Source organism: Streptomyces sp. NPDC093064, assembly GCF_044754605.1.
Classification (GTDB): Bacteria; Actinomycetota; Actinomycetes; order Streptomycetales; family Streptomycetaceae; genus Streptomyces.
Map to the genome: position 1 here is coordinate 17,476 of NZ_JBIVPK010000052.1, position 22,215 is coordinate 39,690.

Sequence of the window (22,215 nt, forward strand, 5' to 3'; positions counted from 1 at the left end):
GCGGAAAACCCCGTCGAGTCATCGGCGGGGTTCGCGGTACCGTTCTTGATGTCCCTGCCCACCGAGAAGGCAGGACCATCGACCCCGTACCGGCGGGCAACCCGGGCACACACATGTACGTGGGGACTCTGTCCTTCGACCTGCTCCTCGGCGACGTCCACTCGCTGAAGGAGAAGCGTTCCGTCGTCCGCCCGATCGTCGCCGAGCTCCAGCGCAAGTACGCGGTGAGCGCGGCGGAGGTGGACCACGCGAACCTCCACCGGCGGACCGTCATCGGTCTCGCCGCGGTCTCCGGCGACGCGACGCACCTGACCGACGTGCTGGACCGGTGCGAACGGCTGGTCGCCGGCCGTCCCGAGGTGGAGCTGCTGTCCGTCAGACGCCGCTTCCACGGCGAGGACGACTAGACCGCACCCCACCGCACCATCCACACCGCAGAAGCAGAAGCAAAGAAGAAAGAACGGGAGACGGACCAGTGGCCGACAACGCGCGGGCGAAAAGGCTGGCGGACCTCATCCGAGAGGTGGTGGCCCAGAAGCTGCAGCGCGGGATCAAGGACCCGCGGCTCGGCTCGCACGTCACCATCACGGACACCCGGGTCACGGGTGACCTGCGGGAGGCGACCGTCTTCTACACCGTCTACGGAGACGACGAGGAGCGGAAGGCCGCGGCCGCGGGCCTGGAGAGCGCCAAGGGCATCCTGCGCTCCGAGGTCGGCCGGGCGGCCGGAGTGAAGTTCACCCCGACCCTCGCCTTCGTCGCGGACGCCCTGCCGGACACCGCCCGGAACATCGAGGACCTCCTCGACAAGGCCCGTGCCTCCGACGCGAAGGTGCGCGAGACGTCCTCCGGTGCCACGTACGCCGGTGAGGCGGACCCGTACAAGAAGCCGGGGTCCGACGACGGGACGGACGACACCACCGCATGACCAGCAAGCCCACCCCGCCCGACGGCCTCGTCATCGTCGACAAGCCGTCGGGCTTCACTTCGCACGACGTCGTGGCCAAGATGCGCGGCATCGCCAGGACCCGCCGGATCGGCCACGCGGGCACCCTCGACCCCATGGCGACCGGTGTGCTCGTGCTCGGCGTGGAGAAGGCCACCAAGCTCCTCGGCCACCTCGCGCTGACCGAGAAGGAGTACCTCGGCACCGTCCGGCTCGGCCAGAACACGGTCACCGACGACGCCGAGGGCGAGATCACCTCCGCCACGGACGCCTCCAAGGTGACCCGGGACGCCGTCGACGCCGCCATCGCCAAACTGACCGGCGACATCATGCAGGTGCCGTCCAAGGTCAGCGCCATCAAGATCAACGGCGTGCGGTCGTACAAGCGGGCCCGGGAGGGCGAGGAGTTCGAGATCCCGGCCCGGCCGGTGACCGTCTCCTCCTTCGCCGTCCACGACGTCCGCGACGCCGTCGCCGACGACGGCACCCCCGTGCTCGACCTGGTGGTGTCCGTGGTCTGCTCCTCCGGCACCTACATCCGCGCCCTCGCCCGCGACCTGGGCGCCGACCTCGGCGTCGGCGGCCACCTCACCGCGCTGCGCCGCACCCGGGTCGGTCCGTACAAGCTGGACTCCGCCAGGACGCTGGACCAGCTCCAGCAGGAGCTGACCGTGATGCCGATCGGCGAGGCGGCCGCTGCCGCGTTCCCCCGCTGGGACGTCGACGACCGGCGCGCCCGGCTGCTCATCAACGGCGTACGGCTGGAGGTGCCCGACGAGTACGCGGGCGCCGGTGCCGTGGCCGTCTACGGCCCCGACGGCCGCCTCCTCGCGCTCGTGGAGGAGCAGCGGGGCAAGGCCAAGAGCCTGGCCGTCTTCGGCTGACCGCGCGCGGCGGTGCCCGTGGAGCGGCGAACACGGGGTGTTCCTCAGCCGCCGCTCCACGGTCCCGTCCCCCCTCGGTTCCCCCACCCCTGAGCTTTATCCAGCGGCGCGCGCCCATTCACCCGGCCGTGCGGGCGCTCGGAGTGAACGGGGGGAGTGCAGGGGGGCGCGTTCGCCGCACGGCCTGTCCCGCTGATCATCCGCCGCCTACCGTCGAGAGCAGGCACGGCGCTACGGCGGGGAGGTTCGGGCATGGCGGGGCGGGGCCTCCAAGAATCCACACAGACGCATGGACCACAGGGATCCCGCCCCGGCCTCCACACGCTCCGGCCGGCCGGGAGCCCGCAGGAACCGGACGGCACGATCCGGCGGCGGGCGGCGGCGGAATCCCGGGACCGTGCCCTGGACCGCTCCCTGGTCCGCATCCGCGACCTGGCGGGACGGCCCCGCGGCACCGGCTTCGCGGCCGACCACCGGGGCACGGTGATCACCAGCCACGAGGCCGTCGACGGACTGTCCCGGCTCGTGGTGCACGCCCCCGGCGCGGGCGAGCGCTCCTGCGTGGTGACGTCCGACGCGATCACCGCGCTGCCCGCCCTGAACCTGGCCCTCGTCCGCACCGAGGGCCTCGGCGTGGAGCCGCTTCCCGTCACCGTGCGGGACGGCGCCCGTAGCGGCACCTACGTCCGGATCGCGGCCGACCGCTGGCGCGAGGCCCGCGTGCTCGGCGCGGCCACGGTGACGTACACGGCCTCGCACCGCTCCCATCTCCTCGACGGCGTCACGGAGTTGGCGATCGGCACGGCGGGCCGCGACGCGCTCCGGCTGGGCGGCGGGGCCGCCGGGGGACCGGTCCTCGACGTGACGACCGGCGCGGTGGTTGCCGTCCTCGGCACGGCCCTGGAGTCCGGCCGCGGCGACGCCGGCTTCGCGGTATCGCTGCGCCGCCCCTGCGAGGGCCCCTTGGCCGACCTCCTCACCCGCAACGCGGCCACGGTCGCCGCCTACGGCCCCGATCTGAACCTGGCGGCGGTCCTCGAACTCACGGCCACCTCCCTGGCCCAGGACGGCCCCGCCGGAGCCCTGCCGTCCCCCCACCCGGGACCGGGCGGGCCCGGATCGCCCGCCGGACCGGTCGAACGCGCCGGCGTGGCCGGGGAGCTGGCCGCGTTCGGTGTCGGCCGGGCCGCCGTGCTCGGGCTCGTCGGGGACTCCGGAAGCGGCCGTACGACGGAGCTCGCCGCGCTGGCCGGCCGTCGTGCCCGCGGCGGTTCGCCCGCGCCCACCCTGTGGCTGCGCGGGGCCGATCTGCTGGCCACCGACGCCTCGGTCGCGGACGCGGTGGGCCGGGCGCTGGACCGGGCGGCCCGGATCGTCGCGTCCGCCCGGTCGCCCCTGCCCACCGAGCTCACCGACCTCACCCCGGAACGTGTCGCCCGCCTCGCCCGCGCCCACGGCCGTCCCCTCCTGCTCCTCCTCGACGGCCCCGAGGAGATGCCGCCCGCCCTGGCCGACCGGCTCACCGAGTGGACCGAGGAAACCGCGCGGTGGCTGGGCGGCACGGGGGCGCGGCTGTTGGTGGCCTGCCGGGAGGCGTACTGGGAGGCGGCGGGAGCACGGTTCCCGGCTGACCTGCTCCACACCCCGGTCACGGTGGCGGCCGGTACGGACGGCGGCACCGGCGGCCATCTGCCGCCCTGCCTGCCCCTCGGCGGCCTCACCCCTGCCGAGGCCCACAAGGCCCGCGCCCGCCGCGGCATCCCGGACGGCACCCTGGTGGACGCCGCCGCCCGCCACCCGCTCACCCTCCGGCTCCTGGCAGAGGTGCGCGCGGCCCTCCCCGACGCCGCCGACCACCCCCCGCTCGACCGCGACGACGTCCTCGCCGCCCACCTGGACCTGATGTGCCTGCGCATCGCCGTCCGCCTCGCCGCGGAGAACGGCCTGCGCGGCACCGCCGTACGGCGTCTGGCGGCGAAGGTCTCCGGCCAGGTGCACGAGGCCGCCCGCCGCAGCCTCGGCCAGGGGGAACTGGACCGGGCCGCGTTCGAGGAGCTGTTTCCCCGGGGACCCGCCCCGGCCGACCTCGGCGGCGGCACCGGCTGGGCGGCGGCCGTCCTCACCGAGGGCCTCCTCGTCCCGGCGGGCGACGGCTACCGCTTCGCGCACGAGGAGCTCGCCGACTGGATCCAGGGCACCCACCTCGACCTGGACGAGGCCCTGCGCGTCCTGGTCCACCGGCAGCACACACCCGGCACGCCGCGCCACCCGCAGCCCGTTCCGCACCACCGCATCGGCCCCGTCGTCCATGCCCTGCTTCTCCTGGCTCGCCAGCACGGCACACGCCGACTCGCGGTCCGGCTCGAGGAGTTGCTGTGCGCCCTCGACACCGACCCGCACTCCTGGTGGGCGTCCCGCCTTCTCGCCGGCGTACTGCTGCGCGTGGCGGACGCTGCACCGTACCTGCGCGTGCTGCGGCTGCTCGCCGAGCGGCTCGTGGTGTGGCAGCAGTGCGACCTGCCCGTGCCGCCCGGCTTCGGGCCGGGCTTCTGGACCGCTCTGCACCTGTCCGACGCCGACCGGTGCGACCTGTTCAGGCGCCTCCTCCTCGCCGACGGCGCGCGGGACACCCACGGCGCGGGCGGCGGACCGCGCCGCCCGTCCCGGTACCTGGACGCCGTCGCACGCCTTCTCACCACCGACCCCGCCGCCGTGCAACCGCACCTCACGCGCTGGTTCTACGACGAGCGCCCGCTGCCCGCCGCGCCGCACGCCACCGTGGCCACGGCCGCCCAGGCCCTGCTCCACACCCACCGCGCCCGCGCCCTGGACGACCTCACCGACACGCTGGCCGGGTGCGCCCACCCGCGCGCCGAGGAACTGCTGGCCGTGCTCGCCGAGGAGGAGCCGTCCGCGCTGTGCCGGGCCGTGGACCGGTGGGCGCACGACGACCGCCCGGCGCTGAGGGCGGCGGCCCTGACGTACAGCCTGCGCACCGTGCCCCGGGCACGCACCGAGGCCGACCGCGAACTGCTGCGCCACGCCGCGCGCACCCTGCTCGACCAACCCGCCGACTCCGCCCTGCACGGCGGCGCGCTCGCCCTCCTCGTCCGGGATCCGCACACCCGCGCCCGCCATCTGCCGCAGGCGCTGCGGCACTTCGCGGCGGGCGACCCGCAGCTGCCGCCGAGCGCGCTGGCGCCCGCCCTGACCACCCACCCCGAGGCGGTCCTCACCGCCATCGGCGCCTGCCTGCGCCGGGGCACCGGGATCGGCGAGGTCCTGCGCACCCTGGGCGACGTCGCCACACCGGCGCTCGCCCGCCGGGTCGCCGTCCCGGTCCGCGAGGCGGTGACACAGCACCCGGAGGCCGCCGGGCCGGTGGCGGCGTACGTCGACCACCGCCTGGACGAGGATCCCGCCGCCGGCTCGGTGCTGTTCCCCCTGGTCGCAGGCCTACTCGACGGCGGCGGTGAGGGTGGCGACGGCGGTGAGGGCGAGGGCGCCGCTGACCGGGGTCGTCGGGACCACGGCGGCCCGGAGCGGTTGCGTTCCGCGCTGGCCGCCGTGCTCGCCACCCCCGGCACCCCGGCCTCCCGCCCGCTGCGCCGGGAGCTGCTGGACTTCCTTCTGGCCCACGAGGGCTCCCCGGCCGTCCTGGACGCCGTGCTGCGCGCCGCCGCCACCAGCGCCGAGGAGGACCTGCGCGGCCTCGTCCACCGCGTCGGCCTGCTCCTCGTCCGCACCCCCGACGGCGCGGCCGTGTTCGACCGGGGCCTGGTGGAGCTGGGTCGGCAGGTGCCCGGCTTCGCCGCCCGCGTGGCCGGCTGGCTCACCGACGCCCCAGGGGACTGGGCCGTGGTGGTGGGCCCCAGCGCCCGCCGGATGATCGAGAGCATGGCGGCCGTACCCGTCCCCGCCTGACCACGCACCCGTCTCCGTCGACGATGTACCCGTCCTCGCCCGACGACGTGCGCCCGATCACAGCCCCCATGCCGATGCAGGCGGCGACCGCCGGGCATGGCACCCTTAGACCTGCGGACAAGACAGCAAGAACAACTAGGACAACCCGAGACAACACGGACACGGGTTCGACGAGGAGCGGTCACAGTGCAGCGCTGGCGTGGCTTGGAGGACATCCCCCAGGACTGGGGGCGCAGCGTCGTCACCATCGGCTCCTACGACGGAGTCCACCGCGGACACCAGCTGATCATCGAGCACGCCGTGGACCGCGCCCGCCAACTGGGCGTCCCGGCCGTCGTCGTCACCTTCGACCCGCACCCCAGCGAGGTCGTGCGTCCCGGCAGCCACCCGCCGCTGCTCGCCCCGCACCACCGCCGTGCCGAGCTGATGGCCGGGCTGGGCGTGGACGCGGTCCTCGTCCTGCCCTTCACCGCCGAGTTCTCGAAGCTGTCCCCGGCCGACTTCGTCGTCAAGGTGCTGGTCGACAAGCTGCACGCCAAAGCGGTCGTCGAGGGCCCGAACTTCCGCTTCGGGCACAAGGCAGCGGGCAACGTCGAGTTCCTGGCCGAACAGGGCAAGACCTACGACTTCGAGGTCGAGGTCGTCGACCTGTACGTCAACGGAGAGGCGGGCGGCGGCGAGCCGTTCTCCTCGACCCTGACCCGCCGCCTGGTCGCCGAGGGCGACGTCCAGGGGGCCCGGGAGATCCTGGGCCGCCCGCACCGGGTCGAGGGCGTCGTGGTCCGCGGCGCCCAGCGCGGCCGCGAGATGGGCTTCCCCACGGCCAACGTCGAGACCCTCCCGCACACCGCGATCCCCGCCGACGGCGTCTACGCCGGTTATCTGCACGCCCAGGGCGAGGCCATGCCCGCCGCGATCTCCGTGGGCACGAACCCGCAGTTCGACGGCACCGAGCGCACGGTGGAGGCGTACGCCATCGACCGGGTGGGCCTCGACCTGTACGGCCTGCACGTCGGCGTCGACTTCCTGGACTTCGTCCGCGGCCAGGCGAAGTTCGACTCGCTGGAGGCACTCCTGGAGACGATGGCCGAGGACGTCGAGAAGTGCCGGCGGATCGTCGCGGCGGACGCGAAGACGGCGTAGCGGGAGCGCAGGTCGCTCAGCGGCCGGTAGCCTCCCCCGGCGACCGGCGACCGGCGACCGGCGACCGGCGACCGGCGACCGGCCTACGCCTCCGCCCGGGCCCCCGCCTCTTCCTCGGCCCCGGACCCGGCATGTGCCCAGTGGCACGCCACCTGTGCCTCCCCGCCCCCGCCCAGGATCTCCAGGTCCCGGCCGCGACACGCGTGCGCGACGCCCGCCCGCTCGGCCTTGCCGCTCGCCAGGATCTGGCAGCGGACGTGGAAGCGGCAGCCGGAGGGGATCCGGGACGGGTCCGGGGGCTCGCCCGCCAGGACGACCGGGTCTCCGGGCGCCTCGGGCAGGACGGACAGCAGGGCCTGGGTGTACGGGTGCCGGGGAGCGGTCAGGACCTGCTCCACCTCGCCGGTCTCCACGATCCGGCCGAGGTACATCACCGCGACCCGGTCGGCGATGTTCCAGGCCAGCCCCAGGTCGTGCGTCACCACCAGCGCGGACAGGCCGAGTTCGGCGCGCAGCCGCAGCAGCAGGGCAAGGATCTCGCCGCGCACCGAGGCGTCCAGGGAGGCCACCGGCTCGTCGGCGACCACGAGTTCGGGCTCGAGCACCAGGGCGCCCGCGATGACCACGCGCTGACGCTGCCCCCCGGACAGCTCGTGCGGGTAGCGCAGGAAGAAGCGCTCGGGCGGCCGCAGCCCTGCCCGCGCCAGGGCCCCGGCGACCGCGGCCCGCTCGTCCCCGCGGTACCCGTGGACGCGCAGCCCCTCGGCCACGGCGTCGTACACCGTGTGCCGTGGGTTGAGCGAGCCGCTCGGGTCCTGGAGGACCAGCTGGGCCCGCTTGCGGTACGCCTTCAGCGCGCGGGAGGAGTAGTCGAGCGGGGCACCGTCGAACGTGACGCGGCCCGCGGTCGGCGGCACCAGACCGAGCAGGGAGCGGGCCAGGGTCGTCTTGCCGCAGCCTGACTCGCCGACCAGCGCCACGATCTCGCCGCGCCGGATGTCGAGGTCGACCCCGTCCACGGCCCGGGCCGCGGGCCCGCCGTGCCGGCCCGGGAACACGACTCGTAGCCCTTCGACGCTCAGCAGCGAGGATGTGGTCATGGCGTGCTGCTCCTCACGTCGTCCTCCGTCGTCTCCGCTTCCGGCGCCCCCGCTCCCGCCCGCGCGTCCACGTGGACGCAGGCCGCCCGTCGGCGCGGACCCGCCTCCCTCAGGAACTGGTCCCGGGTGCCGCACAGGTCGAGGGCGACCGGGCAGCGGGGGTGGAAGGCGCAGCCGGAGGGGACGGCGGACGGGTCCGGGGGATCGCCCGCCAGACCGCGGGGAGCGAAGCGGGACGCCGGGTCGCCGATGCGGGGGAACGCCTCCGACAGGGCCTTGCCGTAGGGATGCCGGGCGTCCTCGTAGACCTGGCGGGCCGGGCCCTCCTCCACCACGCGGCCCGCGTACATGACGGCCAGCCGGTCGCAGGTGTCGGCCAGCACGGCGAGGTCGTGGCTGATCATGAGCAGGCCCAGGTCCTGCTCACTCACGAGCCGTTCGATCAGGCGCAGGATCTGCGCCTGGATCATCACGTCGAGCGCGGTGGTGGGCTCGTCGGCGATGACCAGCCGCGGGTCGCAGGCCAGCGCCATCGCGATCATCACGCGCTGCCGCTGGCCCCCGGACAGCTCGTGCGGGTAGGCGCCGGCCCGCGCGGCCGGCAGCCCCACCTGCTCCAGCAGTTCACCGGTCTTCTTCCGCGCGCCCGCCGCCGTCGCCTTGCGGTGCAGCAGGATCGGCTCGGCGATCTGGTCGCCGACGCGGTGCACGGCGTTGAGGGAGTGCATCGCGCCCTGGAAGACGATCGACGCCCCCGCCCAGCGCACCGCCCGCACCCGGCCCCACTTCATGGCCAGCACGTCCTCGCCGTCGAGCAGGATCTCGCCGCCGACCCGGGTCCCGACCGGCAACAGCCGCAGCAGCGCCAGCGCCAGCGTGGACTTGCCGCAGCCGGACTCGCCCGCGATGCCGAGTTTCTCGCCGGACGCGAGCGTGAGGTCCACCCCGCGCACCGCGGCCGCCCCCGACGGATACGTCACTTCCAGGTCGCGCACCTCGAGCAGGTTCAACGGGACACCCCCAGCCTGGGGTTGAGGACGGCCTCGACGGCCCGCCCGCACAGGGTGAACGCCAGCGCGACGACCGCGATGGCGATGCCCGGGGGCACCAGGTACCACCAGTCGCCGGAGCTGACCGCGCCGGCCTCGCGCGCGTCCTGGAGCAGCCCGCCCCAGGAGACGACCGTCGGGTCGCCGAGCCCGAGGAAGGCGAGCGTCGCCTCCGCCAGGATCGCCGAGGAGATGATCAGGGTGGTCTGGGCGAGCACCAGCGGCATGACGTTGGGCAGCACATGCCGGGACATCACGTGCCAGTGTCCGCCGCCGAGCGCCTTGGCCCGCTCGATGTACGGCCGTGACTCCACCGCCAGCGTCTGCGCCCGCACCAGCCGGGCGGTGATCGGCCAGGTGGTGACGCCGATCGCCAGGACGATCGTGCTCAGCGAGCGGGACATGACGGTGGCCAGCGCGATGGCGAGCACCAGCGTCGGCATCACCAGGAACCAGTCGGTGACCCGCATGATCACCGTGGCGTACCAGCCGCGGAAGTGCCCGGCGGTGATGCCGATGACCGTCCCGATCGCCACCGACAGCACGGCGGCCAGCAGTCCGACCAGCAGCGAGACGCGCGAGCCCCAGATCACCAGGCCCAGCAGGTTCCTCCCGAACTGGTCGGTGCCCAGCGGGAAGTGGGCGCTCGGACTCTCCAGCGGCCTGCCGGGCGCGTCGGTCACGCTCTGCACGTCCGCCCCGACGGTCAACGGCGCGGTCAGCGCGACCAGCGCGCACAGCAGGAGGGCGGCGAGGCCCACCAGACCCGCCCGGTGCGTCCGGTACTGCCTCCAGAAGCGGACGACCGAGGCCCGGCGGCGCTGCCGGGCGAGCGCGCGGGGACCGGGGCCGGGGCCGGAGCCGGGCGCCTGGTCCGGGCCGGCGGTCGTGGCGGTGTCGGCGGTCATCGGCCCACCCTCGGGTCGAGCAGCGGATACAGGATGTCGGCAAGGGTGTTCATCACGATCACCGCCGCGGCGAAAACGAAGAACAGCCCCTGCACCAGCGGCAGATCGGGCACGCTCAACGCCTGGTAGAACAGCCCGCCCAGACCCGGCCAGGAGAACACGGTCTCGACGAGGATCACTCCCGCGACCGTCCGCCCCAGATTGACGAAGATCAGTGTCACGGTCGGCAGCAGCGCGTTCGGCACGGCGTGCCGCCGTCGTACGAGGTCGTCGCGAAGGCCCTTGGCACGTGCGGTCGTCAGATAGTCGCTGCCCATCTCGTCCAGCAGCGCCGACCGCGTGACCAGCAACGTCTGCCCGTACTCGACCGCGACCAGCGTCACCACCGGCAGCACGAGGTGGTGGGCGACGTCGACGGCGTACGCGAAGCCCTCCTTGCCGCCCGACTCCATGCCCCCGGTCGGGAACAGGCCCGGGACCGGGCCCACGCCGACCGAGAGCACGATGATGAGCAGCAGGCCCAGCCAGAACGAGGGAATCGAGTAGAGCGTCAGCGCCAGCCCCGTGTTGAGGCGGTCGCCGAGCCCGCCGTGCCGCCATGCGGAACGGGTGCCGAGAAGGACTCCGAGAGCGGTGTAGAGCACGAAGGCCGTACCGGTCAGCAGCAGGGTGTTCGGCAGCGCCTCGGTGATCTTGTCGATGACCGGCGTGCGGAACTGGTACGAGGTCCCCAGATCCCCGGTCAGCGCCTTGCCGCAGTAGTCCGTGAACTGCCGCCACATGGGCAGGTCGAGCCCGAACTCCCGCCGGTAGGCGGCGAGCTGCTGCGCGGAGACCGGCCGGCCGGCGGTCATGAACTTCACCGGGTCGCCCGGGATCAGCCGGAAGAGGAAGAAACTGGTGACGAGTACGGCGAGCAGTGACACGGCCGCACCGGCCAGCTTGCCCGCCGCGTACCGCAGATACGCGGTACCGGTCCGCGCCCGGGGCCCGCGGCCCGCCGCCGGCCCGGACTTCCCCGGATCGGCGGCGGGCCCTTCGACCAGCGCGGGTGTCGCTTCAGCGGTCATGTGCGCTCACTGCCTATTCACGGTCTTCTGCCGTCGCCCGGCGGCGCACCGTGAGGAGCACCGCGAGGCCGCCGAGGACGACGACGCCCGCGACGATCCCGATGATGACGCCCGTCGACGTGGAACCGCCCGAGGAATCGTCGGAGTTCGCCGGAACGGCCGACCACCAGCTCCAGTAGCCGTCCTGGCCGTAGATGTTGCCCGCCTTGGCCGGCATGGTGGTGATCGACCCGATCTGGTCCGTGCGGTAGGCCTCGAGCGCGTTCGGGTACGCCATGACGTTCATGTACCCGAGGTCGTACAGCCGCGACTCCATCTGCTTGACCAGGTCCGCCCGCTTGGCGGGGTCGTACTCGGCCAACTGCTGGGCGTACAGCTCGTCGTACTTCTTGTCGCAGATGAAGTCGTCGGTGGCGTCGGTGTCCTTCGGGGTCGCCGGGAGCGCGGCGCAGGTGTGGATGGAGAGCACGTAGTCGGGGTCCGGGTTGACCGACCAGCCGTCGAAGGCGAGGTCGTACTTGCCCGCGAGCCACGGGTCGGTCACGTTGTCCAGGCAGTTGAGCTGGACCCCGATGCCGAGCTTGCCCCACCACTCCTGGAGGTACTTGCCGACCGCCTTGTCGTTGGGGTCGGTGGCGTGGCACAGCACGCGGTAGTTCAGCGGCTTGCCGTCCTTGCCGGCGCGCTTGCCGTCCGCGTTCTCCTTGTAGCCCGCCTCGTCGAGGAGCTGGGCGGCCTTCGCCGGGTCGTACGCCAGCTCCTGGTCCGCCGACGGCTTCCAGAAGTACGACTCGTAGCGCGGCGGGATGTAGCCCTGGCCCTGCTCCGCGTGGCCCTGGAAGACCTTGTCCACGATGGCCTGCCGGTCCACCGCCATGAACAGCGCGTGCCGCACCCGCTCGTCCAGCAGGGACGGGTCGCCGTCACCGAACTTCTTGCCGTTCCTGGCCTGGGCGCCCGGGTTGGTGGCGAGGGCGTAGAAGCGGCGGCCGGGGCCTTCGTTGACGTGGATGTTCTGCTCGCCCTTGAGCGAGGCGGCCTGCGCGGGTGTCAGGGCCGGCGAGCCGGCCACGAAGGAGACCTCGCCCTTGCGCAGTGCGGCGACGGCCGCGTCCTGGTCCTTGTAGTACCGGAAGACCAGCTCGTCGAACTTCGGCGCGCCTCGCCAGAAGTTCTTGTTGGCCTCCAGCCGCACATAGCTGTCGGGCTTGTAGTCGGTCAGGACGAACGGCCCGTTCCCGACGATCGGGAAGTTCTTGTCGTTGTTGAACTTGGAGAAGTCGGTGACCTTCTCCCAGACGTGTTTGGGCACGATCGGCACGTCGAGCGCGGTCATCGTGGCCTGCGGCTTCTTCAGCCGGATCACCAGCTGGGTGGGGCTGGGCGCGGTGACCTCGGCGAAGTTGGTGACGAAGTTGCCGTTGGCGGTGGCGGCGCCCTCGTCGGTCATCATCTTGTTGAGCGTCCACGCCGCGTCATCGGCGGTGGCCTGCTGTCCGTCCGACCACTTGGAGTCCGAGCGGATCGTGTACGTCCAGGTCAGCTTGTCCGGCGACGACTCCCACTTGGTGGCCAGGGCCGGGACGACGTGGGCGTCCTTGGGGTCGTAGTTGGTCAGGTACTCGTACATCAGCCGGTGGACGCTCGTGCTGAGCAGTCGTCCTGCGAGGAAGGGGCTGAGCGAGTCGACGCTCTGCGCGACGGCGACCGTGAGGACCTTCTTGCCGTCCTTCTTGCCCTGCGCGCTCTCCGCGGCGTGGGCCTGCGGCGCGGCCGGAGCGAGGGGGGTCGCGAGCCCGGCCGTGACGACGAGGGCGGCGATGCCCGCGGCCAGGAGCCGTATGCCCTTCAGGCGGGGGCCGGTACGTCCTCTGCCGTGCTGATCATGTGTCTTCATGGCTCGGTGACCTCGCGTCGTCGCACGCAGAAGACGGTTTGCGCCTTCTGCCGGGCGGGCTTGAACGGGCTTGACCTGGTGACGCCGGCGGAATGAAGTGAGTGTCTATCAGCGGCAGTCTGCGCGCGTCAACGGTATGTCAAACCCCATGTGGCCTGCGGAAATAACGACTTGACCGCGATCTTGCTCCCATTGGTGGAGACCACTGAAGCCTCCCTGGTGAGGGCGTGGCGGCGGAATCCGACCGGTTCTGACTGCGAACACGCGAAGGCCCGCGCCGTCGGGAACGGCGCGGGCCCGGAGGGGTGCGGTGGAGCTACTGGTGGGGCGGGGGAGGGGGCGGGGTCTGCCCCTGGGGGTGCTGCGGATGCTGCGGGTGCTGCTGGGGGTGGTGAGGGGCCTGGGGGTAAGACTGGTCGGGCCGGCCCGGCTGCTGCGGGGGTGCGAAGTGCTCCGGCTGGGAGGGGTGGCCGGGGTACGGCTGCGGCTGACCCGCGTACGGCTGACCAGGGCCGGGCTGGCCGGGCTGCTGCTGGGGAGCGAACTGCCCCGGAACCGGCTGCCCGGGGTACGCCTGACCAGGCGCCGGCTGCCCTGGGTACGGCTGCCCTGGGTACGGCTGTCCCGGAACCGGCTGACCCGGCATGGGCTGGCCCGGCATCGGCGGGGCCGCAACCGGCGGCGGGTTGCCGTCGGAGGTCCACAGCCCGTGCGCCTGCTGATGCCGGACGAAGTCCTCCGCGACCATCGCCGCGAGGTGGAAGTACGCCTCCCGCACCTTCGGCCGCATCATGTCGAGGTCGACCTCGGCACCGGCGGACAGATGCTCGTCGAAGGGCACCACGACGACACCGCGGCAACGGGTCTGGAAGTGCGCGACGATGTCGTCCACCTTGATCATCTTGCCGGTCTCGCGCACCCCGGAGATCACCGTGAGGGAACGGGCGACGAGGTCGGCGTACCCGTGCGCCGAGAGCCAGTCCAGCGTCGTACTGGCACTGCTGGCACCGTCCACGGACGGCGTGGAGATGATGATGAGCTGGTCGGCGAGGTCGAGCACACCGCGCATGGCGCTGTAGAGCAGACCCGTACCCGAGTCGGTGAGGATGATCGGGTACTGCTTGCCGAGCACGTCGATCGCGCGGCGGTAGTCCTCGTCGTTGAACGTCGTGGACACGGCCGGGTCGACGTCGTTGGCGATGATCTCGAGGCCGGAGGGTGCCTGGGACGTGAACCGCCGGATGTCCATGTAGGAGTTGATGTACGGGATCGCCTGGACGAGGTCACGGATGGTGGCCCCGGTCTCCCGGCGCACCCGGCGGCCGAGCGTGCCGGCGTCCGGGTTGGCGTCGATCGCGAGGATCTTGTCCTGCCGTTCGGTGGCGAGCGTGGAGCCGAGCGCGGTGGTGGTGGTCGTCTTGCCCACGCCGCCCTTGAGGCTGATGACGGCGATGCGGTAGCAGGACAGCACGGGCGTACGGATCAGGTCCAGCTTCCGCTGCCGCTCGGCCTCCTCCTTCTTCCCGCCGATCCGGAACCGCGGCCCGGGACCGGCAGGCCGCGTGCTGCGGGCCTTCTGCTTCTTGTTGTTGAGCAGCCGGTCGGAGGACAGTTCCACGGCTGCGGTGTAACCGAGAGGCGCCGCACCGGGGTTGGTCGGCTGCCGCTGGTCGTGCTGTATCGGCTGCGGCCAACTGGCCCCGAGACGGGGGTCGACGGGCTGCTGCGTGGAAGCCGGCGGCTGGGGCTGAGCACCGTCGGGCTGCGCGGGCTGCTGCGGGAAGCCGTAGCCACCGGGCTGCGCGGGCGGGTTGGGGACGCCGGGAGGGGCGGCCTGGGCCTGGGGGAACCCGTAGCCGTTCGGCGGCTGCGCGCCTGCCGAGCCCGGAACCGGCGGCTGGACCGCCGACGAGGGCTGCGCACCGGGGGTGCCGGGTTGGGGGAACCCGTAACCGGGCTGGGGGTTGGCCGGGGGCGCGGGAGGTCCGGCCGGCGGCTGGTGGGCAGGCGGTTGCTGTGTACCGGGGGCGCCGGGCTGGGGGAAGCCGTATCCGGCTTGGGGATTGGCGGGGGGTGCGCTGGGGCTGGTCGGCGGTTGGACCGTCGGCGCGGGCTGCGCACCTGGAGTGCCGGGCTGGGGGAAGCCGTATCCGGCACTGGGGTTGGCGGGCGGTGCGGTGGGGCTGGTCGGTGGTTGCTGCGCACCGGGGGTGCCGGGCTGGGGGAAGCCGTAACCGGCCTGGGGGGTGGCAGGGGGTGCGGTGGGAGCGGTCGCCGACTGCGGGGCGGGCGGTTGCTGCGTGCCGGGGTGCGGGAAGCCGTAGCCCTGCTGCGGGGCCGCTGGAGCGGGCGCCGGGGGCGGCGGTGTCTGCGTGGCAGGCGGATTCCAGGCGGCGGGAGCCGGCTGAGGTGCCTGCGGCTGGAAGGGCGGCTGCTGAGCCGGCTCGTGCGGCTGCCCCTGCGGAGCCGCCGACTGCGGCTCGCTGGGCCACTGGGCCGCCGACGCGGGCGCCGCGGGCTGGTACGACGGCGGCAGGGGCGGCACCGGACCCTGCGGGACCGGCGGCGGAGCCCAGGCGGCGGGCGCGCCCTGCGAAGCCTCGGCTGCCGCGGTCGGGGCGACTTCCTGCGACGCCATGTCCTGGGACGGGGACGCCGGGGCCCGAGCAACGGCGTCCTGCGGAACCACGTCCTGCGGTGCGGACTCGTGCGGAACCGCGTCCTGCGGAACCACATCCTGCGGCTCCGAGTCCTGCGGGGCGGCGTCCTGCGGTTCCGCGGCGGGCGTGGAGTCTTCGGGAGCAGCGTCCTGGGGTTCGGTGGTGACGGGCTGGGAGACCGCGGCAGCGGAATCCTCGGGCGCGCCGTCCGCTGCCTCGCCGTCCGCTGCCTCGCCGTCCGCCGCCTCGGTGTCGGAGGCCGAGGCATCGGGGACACCCGCGGTACCCGCCTCCCCCTCCTCCGTCTCGTCCGCCTCCGAGACCTGGTCCGTCTCGGTCTCCACGTCACCGGACACCTCAGCGCCGGAGTCCGCCGGGGCCGTGTCCACGTCGGCCGAGCCGACTTCCTCGGCCGCGTCCTCCGCTACGTCGGAGCCGTCCCGAAGCTCGGTCGGCCCGGTCTCCCCGGACTCGTCCGCCTCGTCGTCCTCCACCTTGTCGGCCTCGTGAGCCGTGATCCCGGCGTCGGCCCCGGCCTCTGACTCGGCCCCCGTGTCCGCCACCGCGGCCGACTCGTCCTCCCGGTCCTCGACGCCGGGCACCTCACCCTGCTCGTCGGCCGGCTCCGGCTGCGCCTCGGCGGCGGCCGCCGCCACCTCCCGCCGCACGGAGACGGCGGAGATCCGCATGGTGGCACCGCTCTCGAGGTCACCGGCCCCGGCACCCGCATCCTGTTCCGTCTGCGGCCGCGCCGCCTGCGCTCCCGGCGACGGGAACCCGCCCACCGGAATGTTCGGCACCGCCGTCGGGGACCCGGCACCGGCCGGATCCCTCTCCGAGGAGCCCGCCGCCGGCTGCGGCTCGAACCCGCTCCCCGCCGGCAGCTTCGGCACGGCGATCGGGCTCCCCATCGGCGGCGGGGGAGGCGTGAAGGGCGCTCCCGGCGCCGGAGCCGGCGGAGTGAAGGGCGCTCCCGGCGCGGGCGGAGGAGGCGGAGGAGGTGTGAAGGGCGCGCCGGGCACCCCCGTCGCGTGCGGCGGCGGAGTCAGCCCGGGAACCGGACCGCTCGGAGCAGCGGGCCGCGCGGGACCACTCGGCGAGCCCGGCGCACCAGCGGAAGGACCCCCGGCCGCACCGGCCGCGTTGCCTCCCTGCCCCGACCCGGATTCCGCCCCGGACCCCGAACCACTCGACGCGTTCTGCGTGTACCAGGCGGGCGGTGCGTAGTCGATCGTGAACTCGCCCGTCGTCTCGATGGCGGACGCCGCGTCGGGCTGGTCGTCGCCGGGCGTGGCCCAGCCCCCGCGGATCCCGTCCCGATCGCTGCTCACAGTTCCTCCTGGTGTGGTCGAGCACCCTCAATGCCGTGCGGGGGCGACCATTTCTCGTCGTCCTTGGTCGTTCGAGGTCGTCCGATCCACCGACTTCCCCCCGTGACGACGATGTCCGGTCCACGGGTTCTGACATCGCGCCCCCATGTACCAGCCTAATCACCAGGAGACTCACCATGGCAGGCCCATCCGTCTCGTGACGCCCGCCCACTCGACGACAACCTGCCCGGAATCGCCGTACGCAGCAAGGCATCCGCAAGCAAACCGGACACATCCGCGGCCAAGCCGTACAGAAGGTGAACACTGAACCCGAGGCACCAGGGCTCACGAACCGGCCTGCCCGGCAGCGTCATTGAAGACCGGACCCGTCAACCACGCACATCTGACGGGTCGGTTGACAAAGAAAGGGGCGGCACGCGCACGTGCCGCCCCCTCTCGTATCCGCGCACCCCTCACTCGGTGGCGAGACCCCCGTTGTGCGGAGCCGGCTCCAGGTCGAACTCACCGTCCCGTGCGCCCAGCACGAACGCCCGCCACTCCGCCTCCGTGTAGCGCAGCACCGTGTCCGGGTCGAGCGAGGAGCGCATGGCGACGGCGCCGCCGGGCAGGTAGGCGATCTCGACGCGCTCCTCGTGCTCCTCCGTGCCCGGCGCGCAGTGCCACTGCACGCCGGAGATGTCGAGCGCGTACAGTTCGTCGCGCTCACGCTCCTTGCGGGCCTTGATCTCCGCTTCCGTCTCCGCCATGTCGCAGCGACCCCTTCCAGACGCGCCCAACGGTGCCGGGCTCACCCTAGTGGCCCGCCCACCCGCCTCGGCGGGATCGGAGAACCGGGGGAAATCGGGCCGTCGCGGCCTGGTACCCTGTGTGACGGCCGTTTGTGTACGCACCTCCGGAGCCCTCGCAGGAAGTCCTGCGGGTCCTGGAGGCCGCGCCCAGCGGATCCCCGCCTCCCGAGTAACGGAAGCTCCCCTGAGATGAAGACCGGGGGCACTCGGAGGCCACTCACGGAGCACGAGGAGTACGAGTGTCGCTCGACGCCGCAACGAAGAAGCAGATCATCACCGAGTTCGGTACCAAGGAGGGTGACACCGGCTCCCCCGAGGTCCAGGTCGCCATGCTGTCCCGTCGGATCTCCGACCTGACCGAGCACCTCAAGACCCACAAGCACGACCACCACTCCCGCCGCGGTCTGCTGATCCTGGTCGGTCAGCGCCGTCGCCTGCTGCAGTACCTCGCCAAGAAGGACATCACGCGCTTCCGCGCGCTGGTCGACCGCCTCGGCATCCGCCGTGGTGCGGCGGGCGCCAAGTAAGACGTCGTGAAGGGAGCGGTTCCCGGGAGACAGGGGACCGCTCCCTTTGCCGTACGCAAGGGAACGTACGGGAACGTGCGGAGTGTCGGTGCCGCTTTGTAGTGTGGTAGCACGACGCAGTAGACGCAGTACTCATAACACGGCGTGATACGGCCTGCCCGAAGAGGGCACGGCACGTCATCGCGCCCGACGAACGAGGAGGAGCGCACCTCGCCGCCGCCGGTCCTCGGTAGTGGCCCCCGGGAGAACGAACCCCGGGTGCTTCGATCGAAGACCGGCCCGCACCAGACGGAGCGCTTCTCCGCCACCGTCCCCCCGCCACACGGGCGGGAGGACGACGACGAGGAGAAAACGCTAGTGGAGAACGAGACCCACTACGCCGAAGCCGTGATCGACAACGGCCCCTTCGGCACCCGTACCATCCGCTTCGAGACGGGCCGCCTGGCCAAGCAGGCCGCCGGCTCCGCCGTCGCGTACCTGGACGACGACACCATGGTGCTGTCGGCCACCACCGCCTCCAAGAACCCCAAGGACCAGCTCGACTTCTTCCCGCTCACGGTGGACGTCGAGGAGCGGATGTACGCCGCCGGCAAGATCCCCGGCAGCTTCTTCCGCCGGGAGGGCCGGCCGAGCGAGGACGCGATCCTCACCTGCCGCCTGATCGACCGCCCGCTGCGCCCGTCCTTCAGGAAGGGCCTGCGCAACGAGATCCAGGTCGTCTGCACCGTCATGGCGCTCAACCCCGACCACCTGTACGACGTCGTGGCGATCAACGCCGCGTCCGCGTCCACGCAGCTGGCCGGCCTGCCCTTCTCCGGCCCGATCGGCGGCGTCCGCGTCGCGCTGATCCGCGGCCAGTGGGTCGCCTTCCCGACGCACACCGAGCTCGAGGACGCCGTCTTCGACATGGTGGTCGCCGGCCGCGTCCTGGAGGACGGCGACGTCGCGATCATGATGGTCGAGGCCGAGGCCACCGAGAAGACCATCAAGCTGGTCGAGGGCGGTACCGAGGCCCCCACCGAGGAGGTCGTCGCCGCCGGTCTGGACGCCGCGAAGCCCTTCATCAAGGTGCTCTGCCGCGCCCAGTCGGACCTCGCCGCCAAGGCCGCCAAGCCGACCGGCGAGTTCCCGATCTTCCTCGACTACCAGGACGACGTCCTGGAGGCGCTCACCGCCGCCGTCCGCCCCGAGCTCTCCCAGGCGCTCACCATCGCCGGCAAGCAGGAGCGCGAGACGGAGCTGGACCGCGTCAAGGGGCTGGCCGCCGAGAAGCTGCTGCCCGAGTTCGAGGGCCGCGAGAAGGAGATCTCCGCCGCGTACCGCTCGCTGACCAAGACCCTGGTCCGTGAGCGCGTCATCAAGGAGAAGAAGCGCATCGACGGCCGCGGTGTCACCGACATCCGCACGCTGGCCGCCGAGGTCGAGGCGCTCCCGCGGGTGCACGGCTCCGCGCTGTTCGAGCGTGGCGAGACCCAGATCCTGGGCGTCACCACCCTGAACATGCTCCGCATGGAGCAGCAGCTGGACACCCTCTCCCCGGTGACCCGCAAGCGCTACATGCACAACTACAACTTCCCGCCGTACTCCACCGGTGAGACCGGCCGCGTCGGCTCCCCCAAGCGCCGCGAGATCGGCCACGGCGCCCTCGCCGAGCGCGCGCTCGTGCCGGTGCTGCCCGCACGCGAGGAGTTCCCCTACGCGATCCGTCAGGTCTCCGAGGCCCTCGGGTCCAACGGTTCGACCTCGATGGGCTCGGTCTGCGCCTCCACCATGTCGCTGCTGAACGCCGGTGTGCCGCTGAAGGCCCCGGTCGCCGGTATCGCCATGGGCCTGATCTCCCAGGAGATCGACGGCGAGACGCACTACGTGACGCTGACCGACATCCTCGGTGCCGAGGACGCCTTCGGCGACATGGACTTCAAGGTCGCCGGTACGAAGGAGTTCGTCACCGCCCTCCAGCTCGACACCAAGCTGGACGGCATCCCGGCCTCCGTGCTGGCCGCGGCCCTGAAGCAGGCCCGTGACGCCCGCCTCCACATCCTCGACGTGATGATGGAAGCGATCGACAGGCCGGACGAGATGTCCCCGAACGCGCCGCGGATCATCACTGTGAAGATCCCGGTCGACAAGATCGGCGAGGTCATCGGCCCCAAGGGCAAGATGATCAACCAGATCCAGGAGGACACGGGCGCCGAGATCACCATCGAGGACGACGGCACGATCTACATCGGTGCCGCCGACGGCCCGTCGGCCGAGGCCGCCCGTGCCACGATCAACGGCATCGCCAACCCGACGATGCCCGAGGTCGGCGAGCGCTACCTGGGCACGGTCGTGAAGACGACCACCTTCGGCGCGTTCGTCTCCCTGCTCCCCGGCAAGGACGGTCTGCTGCACATCTCGCAGATCCGCAAGCTGGCCGGCGGCAAGCGCGTGGAGAACGTCGAGGACGTCCTCGGTGTGGGCCACAAGGTCCAGGTCGAGATCGCCGAGATCGACTCCCGCGGCAAGCTCTCCCTGGTCCCCGTGATCGAGGGCGAGGAAGACGACAACGACAAGAAGGACGACGCCGACAAGTGACGTCCCGTAGCTTCAAGGCGACGGCCCGCACCTCTTCGGAGGCGCGGGCCGTCGCCCGTACCCAAACCCTCATCAAGGGCCAGAACGGCATCGGCACCGTCCGCAGGACCACCCTCCCGGGTGGCCTGCGCATCGTCACCGAGACCCTGCCCTCCGTGCGCTCGGCCACCTTCGGCATCTGGGCGCACGTCGGCTCCCGCGACGAGACCCCCGCGCTCAACGGTGCTACGCACTACCTGGAGCACCTGCTCTTCAAGGGCACGTCCCGCCGGTCCGCCCTGGACATCTCCGCCGCGCTCGACGCCGTCGGCGGCGAGATGAACGCGTTCACGGCCAAGGAGTACACGTGCTACTACGCGCGCGTGCTCGACACCGACCTGCCCCTCGCCATCGACGTCGTCTGCGACATGCTCACCGGCTCGCTGATCCTCGAGGAGGACGTCGACGTCGAGCGCGGCGCGATCCTCGAAGAGATCGCCATGACCGAGGACGACCCCGGCGACTGCGTGCACGACCTGTTCGCGCACACCATGTTCGGCGACAACCCCCTCGGCCGCCCCGTCCTCGGCACGGTCGACACGGTCAACGCCCTCACCGCCGACCGCATCCGCCGCTTCTACAAGAAGCACTACGACCCCACCCACCTGGTGGTCGCCTGCGCCGGCAACATCGACCACGCCAAGGTCGTACGCCAGGTCCGCGCCGCCTTCGAGAAGGCCGGCACCCTCAAGAACGCCCAGGCCGCCCCCATCGCCCCGCGCGACGGCCGGCGCACCCTGCGCACCGCCGGCCGGGTCGAACTCCAGAACCGCAGAACGGAGCAGGCGCACGTCGTCCTCGGCATGCCCGGCCTCGCTCGCACCGACGACCGGCGCTGGGCCCTGGGCGTGCTGAACACCGCCCTCGGCGGCGGCATGTCCTCCCGCCTCTTCCAGGAGGTCCGGGAGAAGCGCGGCCTGGCCTACAGCGTGTACTCCTACACCTCCGGCTTCGCCGACTGCGGACTGTTCGGCGTCTACGCCGGCTGCCGCCCGAGCCAGGTGCACGACGTGCTGAAGATCTGCCGGGACGAACTCGACCACGTCGCCGAGAACGGCCTGACCGACGACGAGATCGGTCGCGCCATCGGCCAGCTCCAGGGCTCCACGGTCCTCGGCCTGGAGGACACGGGTGCGCTGATGAACCGTATCGGCAAGAGTGAACTGTGCTGGGGCGAGCAGATCTCCGTCGACGACATGCTGGCCAGGATGGCGGCGGTCACCCCGGACGAGGTCCGCTCCGTCGCCCGGGAGATCCTGGGACAGCGCCCGTCGCTGTCGGTCATCGGCCCGCTCAAGGACAAGCAGGCCGCGCGTCTGCACGACGCGGTCGCCTAACCCCCTGTCCGTCCGTCGGTGGTAAGGAAGCAAGA

General features: G+C 72.4%; 15 protein-coding genes and 1 pseudogene. 8 read left to right on the plus strand and 8 right to left on the minus strand.

Going from position 1 to position 22,215, the window contains the following annotated elements; translation table 11 throughout:
* The first annotated feature begins 113 nt into the window (after positions 1-113).
* The 5 genes from ACIQFZ_RS36050 (at position 114) to ACIQFZ_RS36070 (ending at position 6,897) form a co-directional block, all read left to right on the plus strand.
* Complete coding sequence (locus tag ACIQFZ_RS36050) at positions 114-407, plus strand: DUF503 domain-containing protein (protein ID WP_365431444.1); 294 nt, start codon at positions 114-116, stop codon at positions 405-407.
* Between the two features lie 68 nt (positions 408-475).
* The gene (rbfA, locus tag ACIQFZ_RS36055) at positions 476-928 is read left to right on the plus strand and encodes a 30S ribosome-binding factor RbfA (protein WP_365431439.1); all 453 of its coding nucleotides are present in this window, start codon (positions 476-478) and stop codon (positions 926-928) included.
* A complete protein-coding gene (truB, locus tag ACIQFZ_RS36060; protein ID WP_365431436.1) occupies positions 925-1,830 on the plus strand; it encodes a tRNA pseudouridine(55) synthase TruB in 906 nt (301 codons plus the stop codon). The genes rbfA and truB overlap by 4 nt, the downstream gene beginning before the upstream one ends.
* 252 nt (positions 1,831-2,082) lie before the next feature.
* Positions 2,083-5,754 carry a trypsin-like peptidase domain-containing protein gene (locus ACIQFZ_RS36065; protein WP_402693208.1) on the plus strand — a complete coding sequence of 1,224 codons (3,672 nt, stop codon included), beginning with the start codon at positions 2,083-2,085 and terminating at the stop codon, positions 5,752-5,754.
* A 186-nt stretch (positions 5,755-5,940) separates the two neighbouring features.
* A complete protein-coding gene (locus ACIQFZ_RS36070; protein WP_365431431.1) occupies positions 5,941-6,897 on the plus strand; it encodes a bifunctional riboflavin kinase/FAD synthetase in 957 nt (318 codons plus the stop codon).
* An 83-nt stretch (positions 6,898-6,980) separates the two neighbouring features.
* Here ACIQFZ_RS36070 and ACIQFZ_RS36075 read toward each other — a convergent pair whose 3' ends face one another.
* The 8 genes and pseudogenes from ACIQFZ_RS36075 to ACIQFZ_RS36110 all read right to left on the minus strand — a co-directional run bounded on the left by ACIQFZ_RS36075 (position 6,981) and on the right by ACIQFZ_RS36110 (position 17,658).
* Positions 6,981-7,997, minus strand: coding sequence for an ABC transporter ATP-binding protein (locus ACIQFZ_RS36075; protein WP_402693209.1), 1,017 nt, complete (start codon positions 7,995-7,997; stop codon positions 6,981-6,983).
* A complete protein-coding gene (locus tag ACIQFZ_RS36080; RefSeq protein ID WP_365775765.1) occupies positions 7,994-9,007 on the minus strand; it encodes an ABC transporter ATP-binding protein in 1,014 nt (337 codons plus the stop codon). The genes ACIQFZ_RS36075 and ACIQFZ_RS36080 overlap by 4 nt, the downstream gene beginning before the upstream one ends.
* Positions 9,004-9,954 (minus strand): ABC transporter permease, encoded by a 951-nt coding sequence (locus tag ACIQFZ_RS36085; protein ID WP_402693210.1) that lies wholly within the window; start codon positions 9,952-9,954, stop codon positions 9,004-9,006. Before ACIQFZ_RS36085 ends, ACIQFZ_RS36080 begins: the two co-directional genes overlap by 4 nt.
* Positions 9,951-11,024: an ABC transporter permease gene (locus tag ACIQFZ_RS36090; RefSeq protein ID WP_402693211.1), complete on the minus strand. Its 1,074-nt coding sequence runs from the start codon at positions 11,022-11,024 to the stop codon at positions 9,951-9,953. Before ACIQFZ_RS36090 ends, ACIQFZ_RS36085 begins: the two co-directional genes overlap by 4 nt.
* Positions 11,025-11,037: 13 nt before the next feature.
* Positions 11,038-12,921, minus strand: coding sequence for an ABC transporter substrate-binding protein (locus ACIQFZ_RS36095; RefSeq protein WP_402693212.1), 1,884 nt, complete (start codon positions 12,919-12,921; stop codon positions 11,038-11,040).
* A 316-nt stretch (positions 12,922-13,237) separates the two neighbouring features.
* Positions 13,238-16,270 carry an AAA family ATPase gene (locus ACIQFZ_RS36100; protein WP_402693216.1) on the minus strand — a complete coding sequence of 1,011 codons (3,033 nt, stop codon included), beginning with the start codon at positions 16,268-16,270 and terminating at the stop codon, positions 13,238-13,240.
* A 510-nt stretch (positions 16,271-16,780) separates the two neighbouring features.
* Positions 16,781-16,912: pseudogene (locus tag ACIQFZ_RS36105) on the minus strand (SCO5717 family growth-regulating ATPase); the annotation flags it as partial.
* Between the two features lie 452 nt (positions 16,913-17,364).
* Complete coding sequence (locus tag ACIQFZ_RS36110) at positions 17,365-17,658, minus strand: DUF397 domain-containing protein (RefSeq protein WP_365424303.1); 294 nt, start codon at positions 17,656-17,658, stop codon at positions 17,365-17,367.
* 281 nt (positions 17,659-17,939) lie between these two features.
* Between ACIQFZ_RS36110 and rpsO the strand changes: the two genes are divergently transcribed.
* The 3 genes from rpsO (at position 17,940) to ACIQFZ_RS36125 (ending at position 22,180) form a co-directional block, all read left to right on the plus strand.
* Positions 17,940-18,227: a 30S ribosomal protein S15 gene (rpsO, locus tag ACIQFZ_RS36115; protein WP_141357759.1), complete on the plus strand. Its 288-nt coding sequence runs from the start codon at positions 17,940-17,942 to the stop codon at positions 18,225-18,227.
* A 357-nt stretch (positions 18,228-18,584) separates the two neighbouring features.
* On the plus strand, positions 18,585-20,804 hold the full coding sequence (locus tag ACIQFZ_RS36120; protein ID WP_365424300.1) for a polyribonucleotide nucleotidyltransferase: 2,220 nt from the start codon (positions 18,585-18,587) through the stop codon (positions 20,802-20,804).
* Positions 20,801-22,180, plus strand: coding sequence for a pitrilysin family protein (locus tag ACIQFZ_RS36125; RefSeq protein ID WP_365424299.1), 1,380 nt, complete (start codon positions 20,801-20,803; stop codon positions 22,178-22,180). The genes ACIQFZ_RS36120 and ACIQFZ_RS36125 overlap by 4 nt, the downstream gene beginning before the upstream one ends.
* The last annotated feature ends 35 nt before the right edge of the window (positions 22,181-22,215 follow it).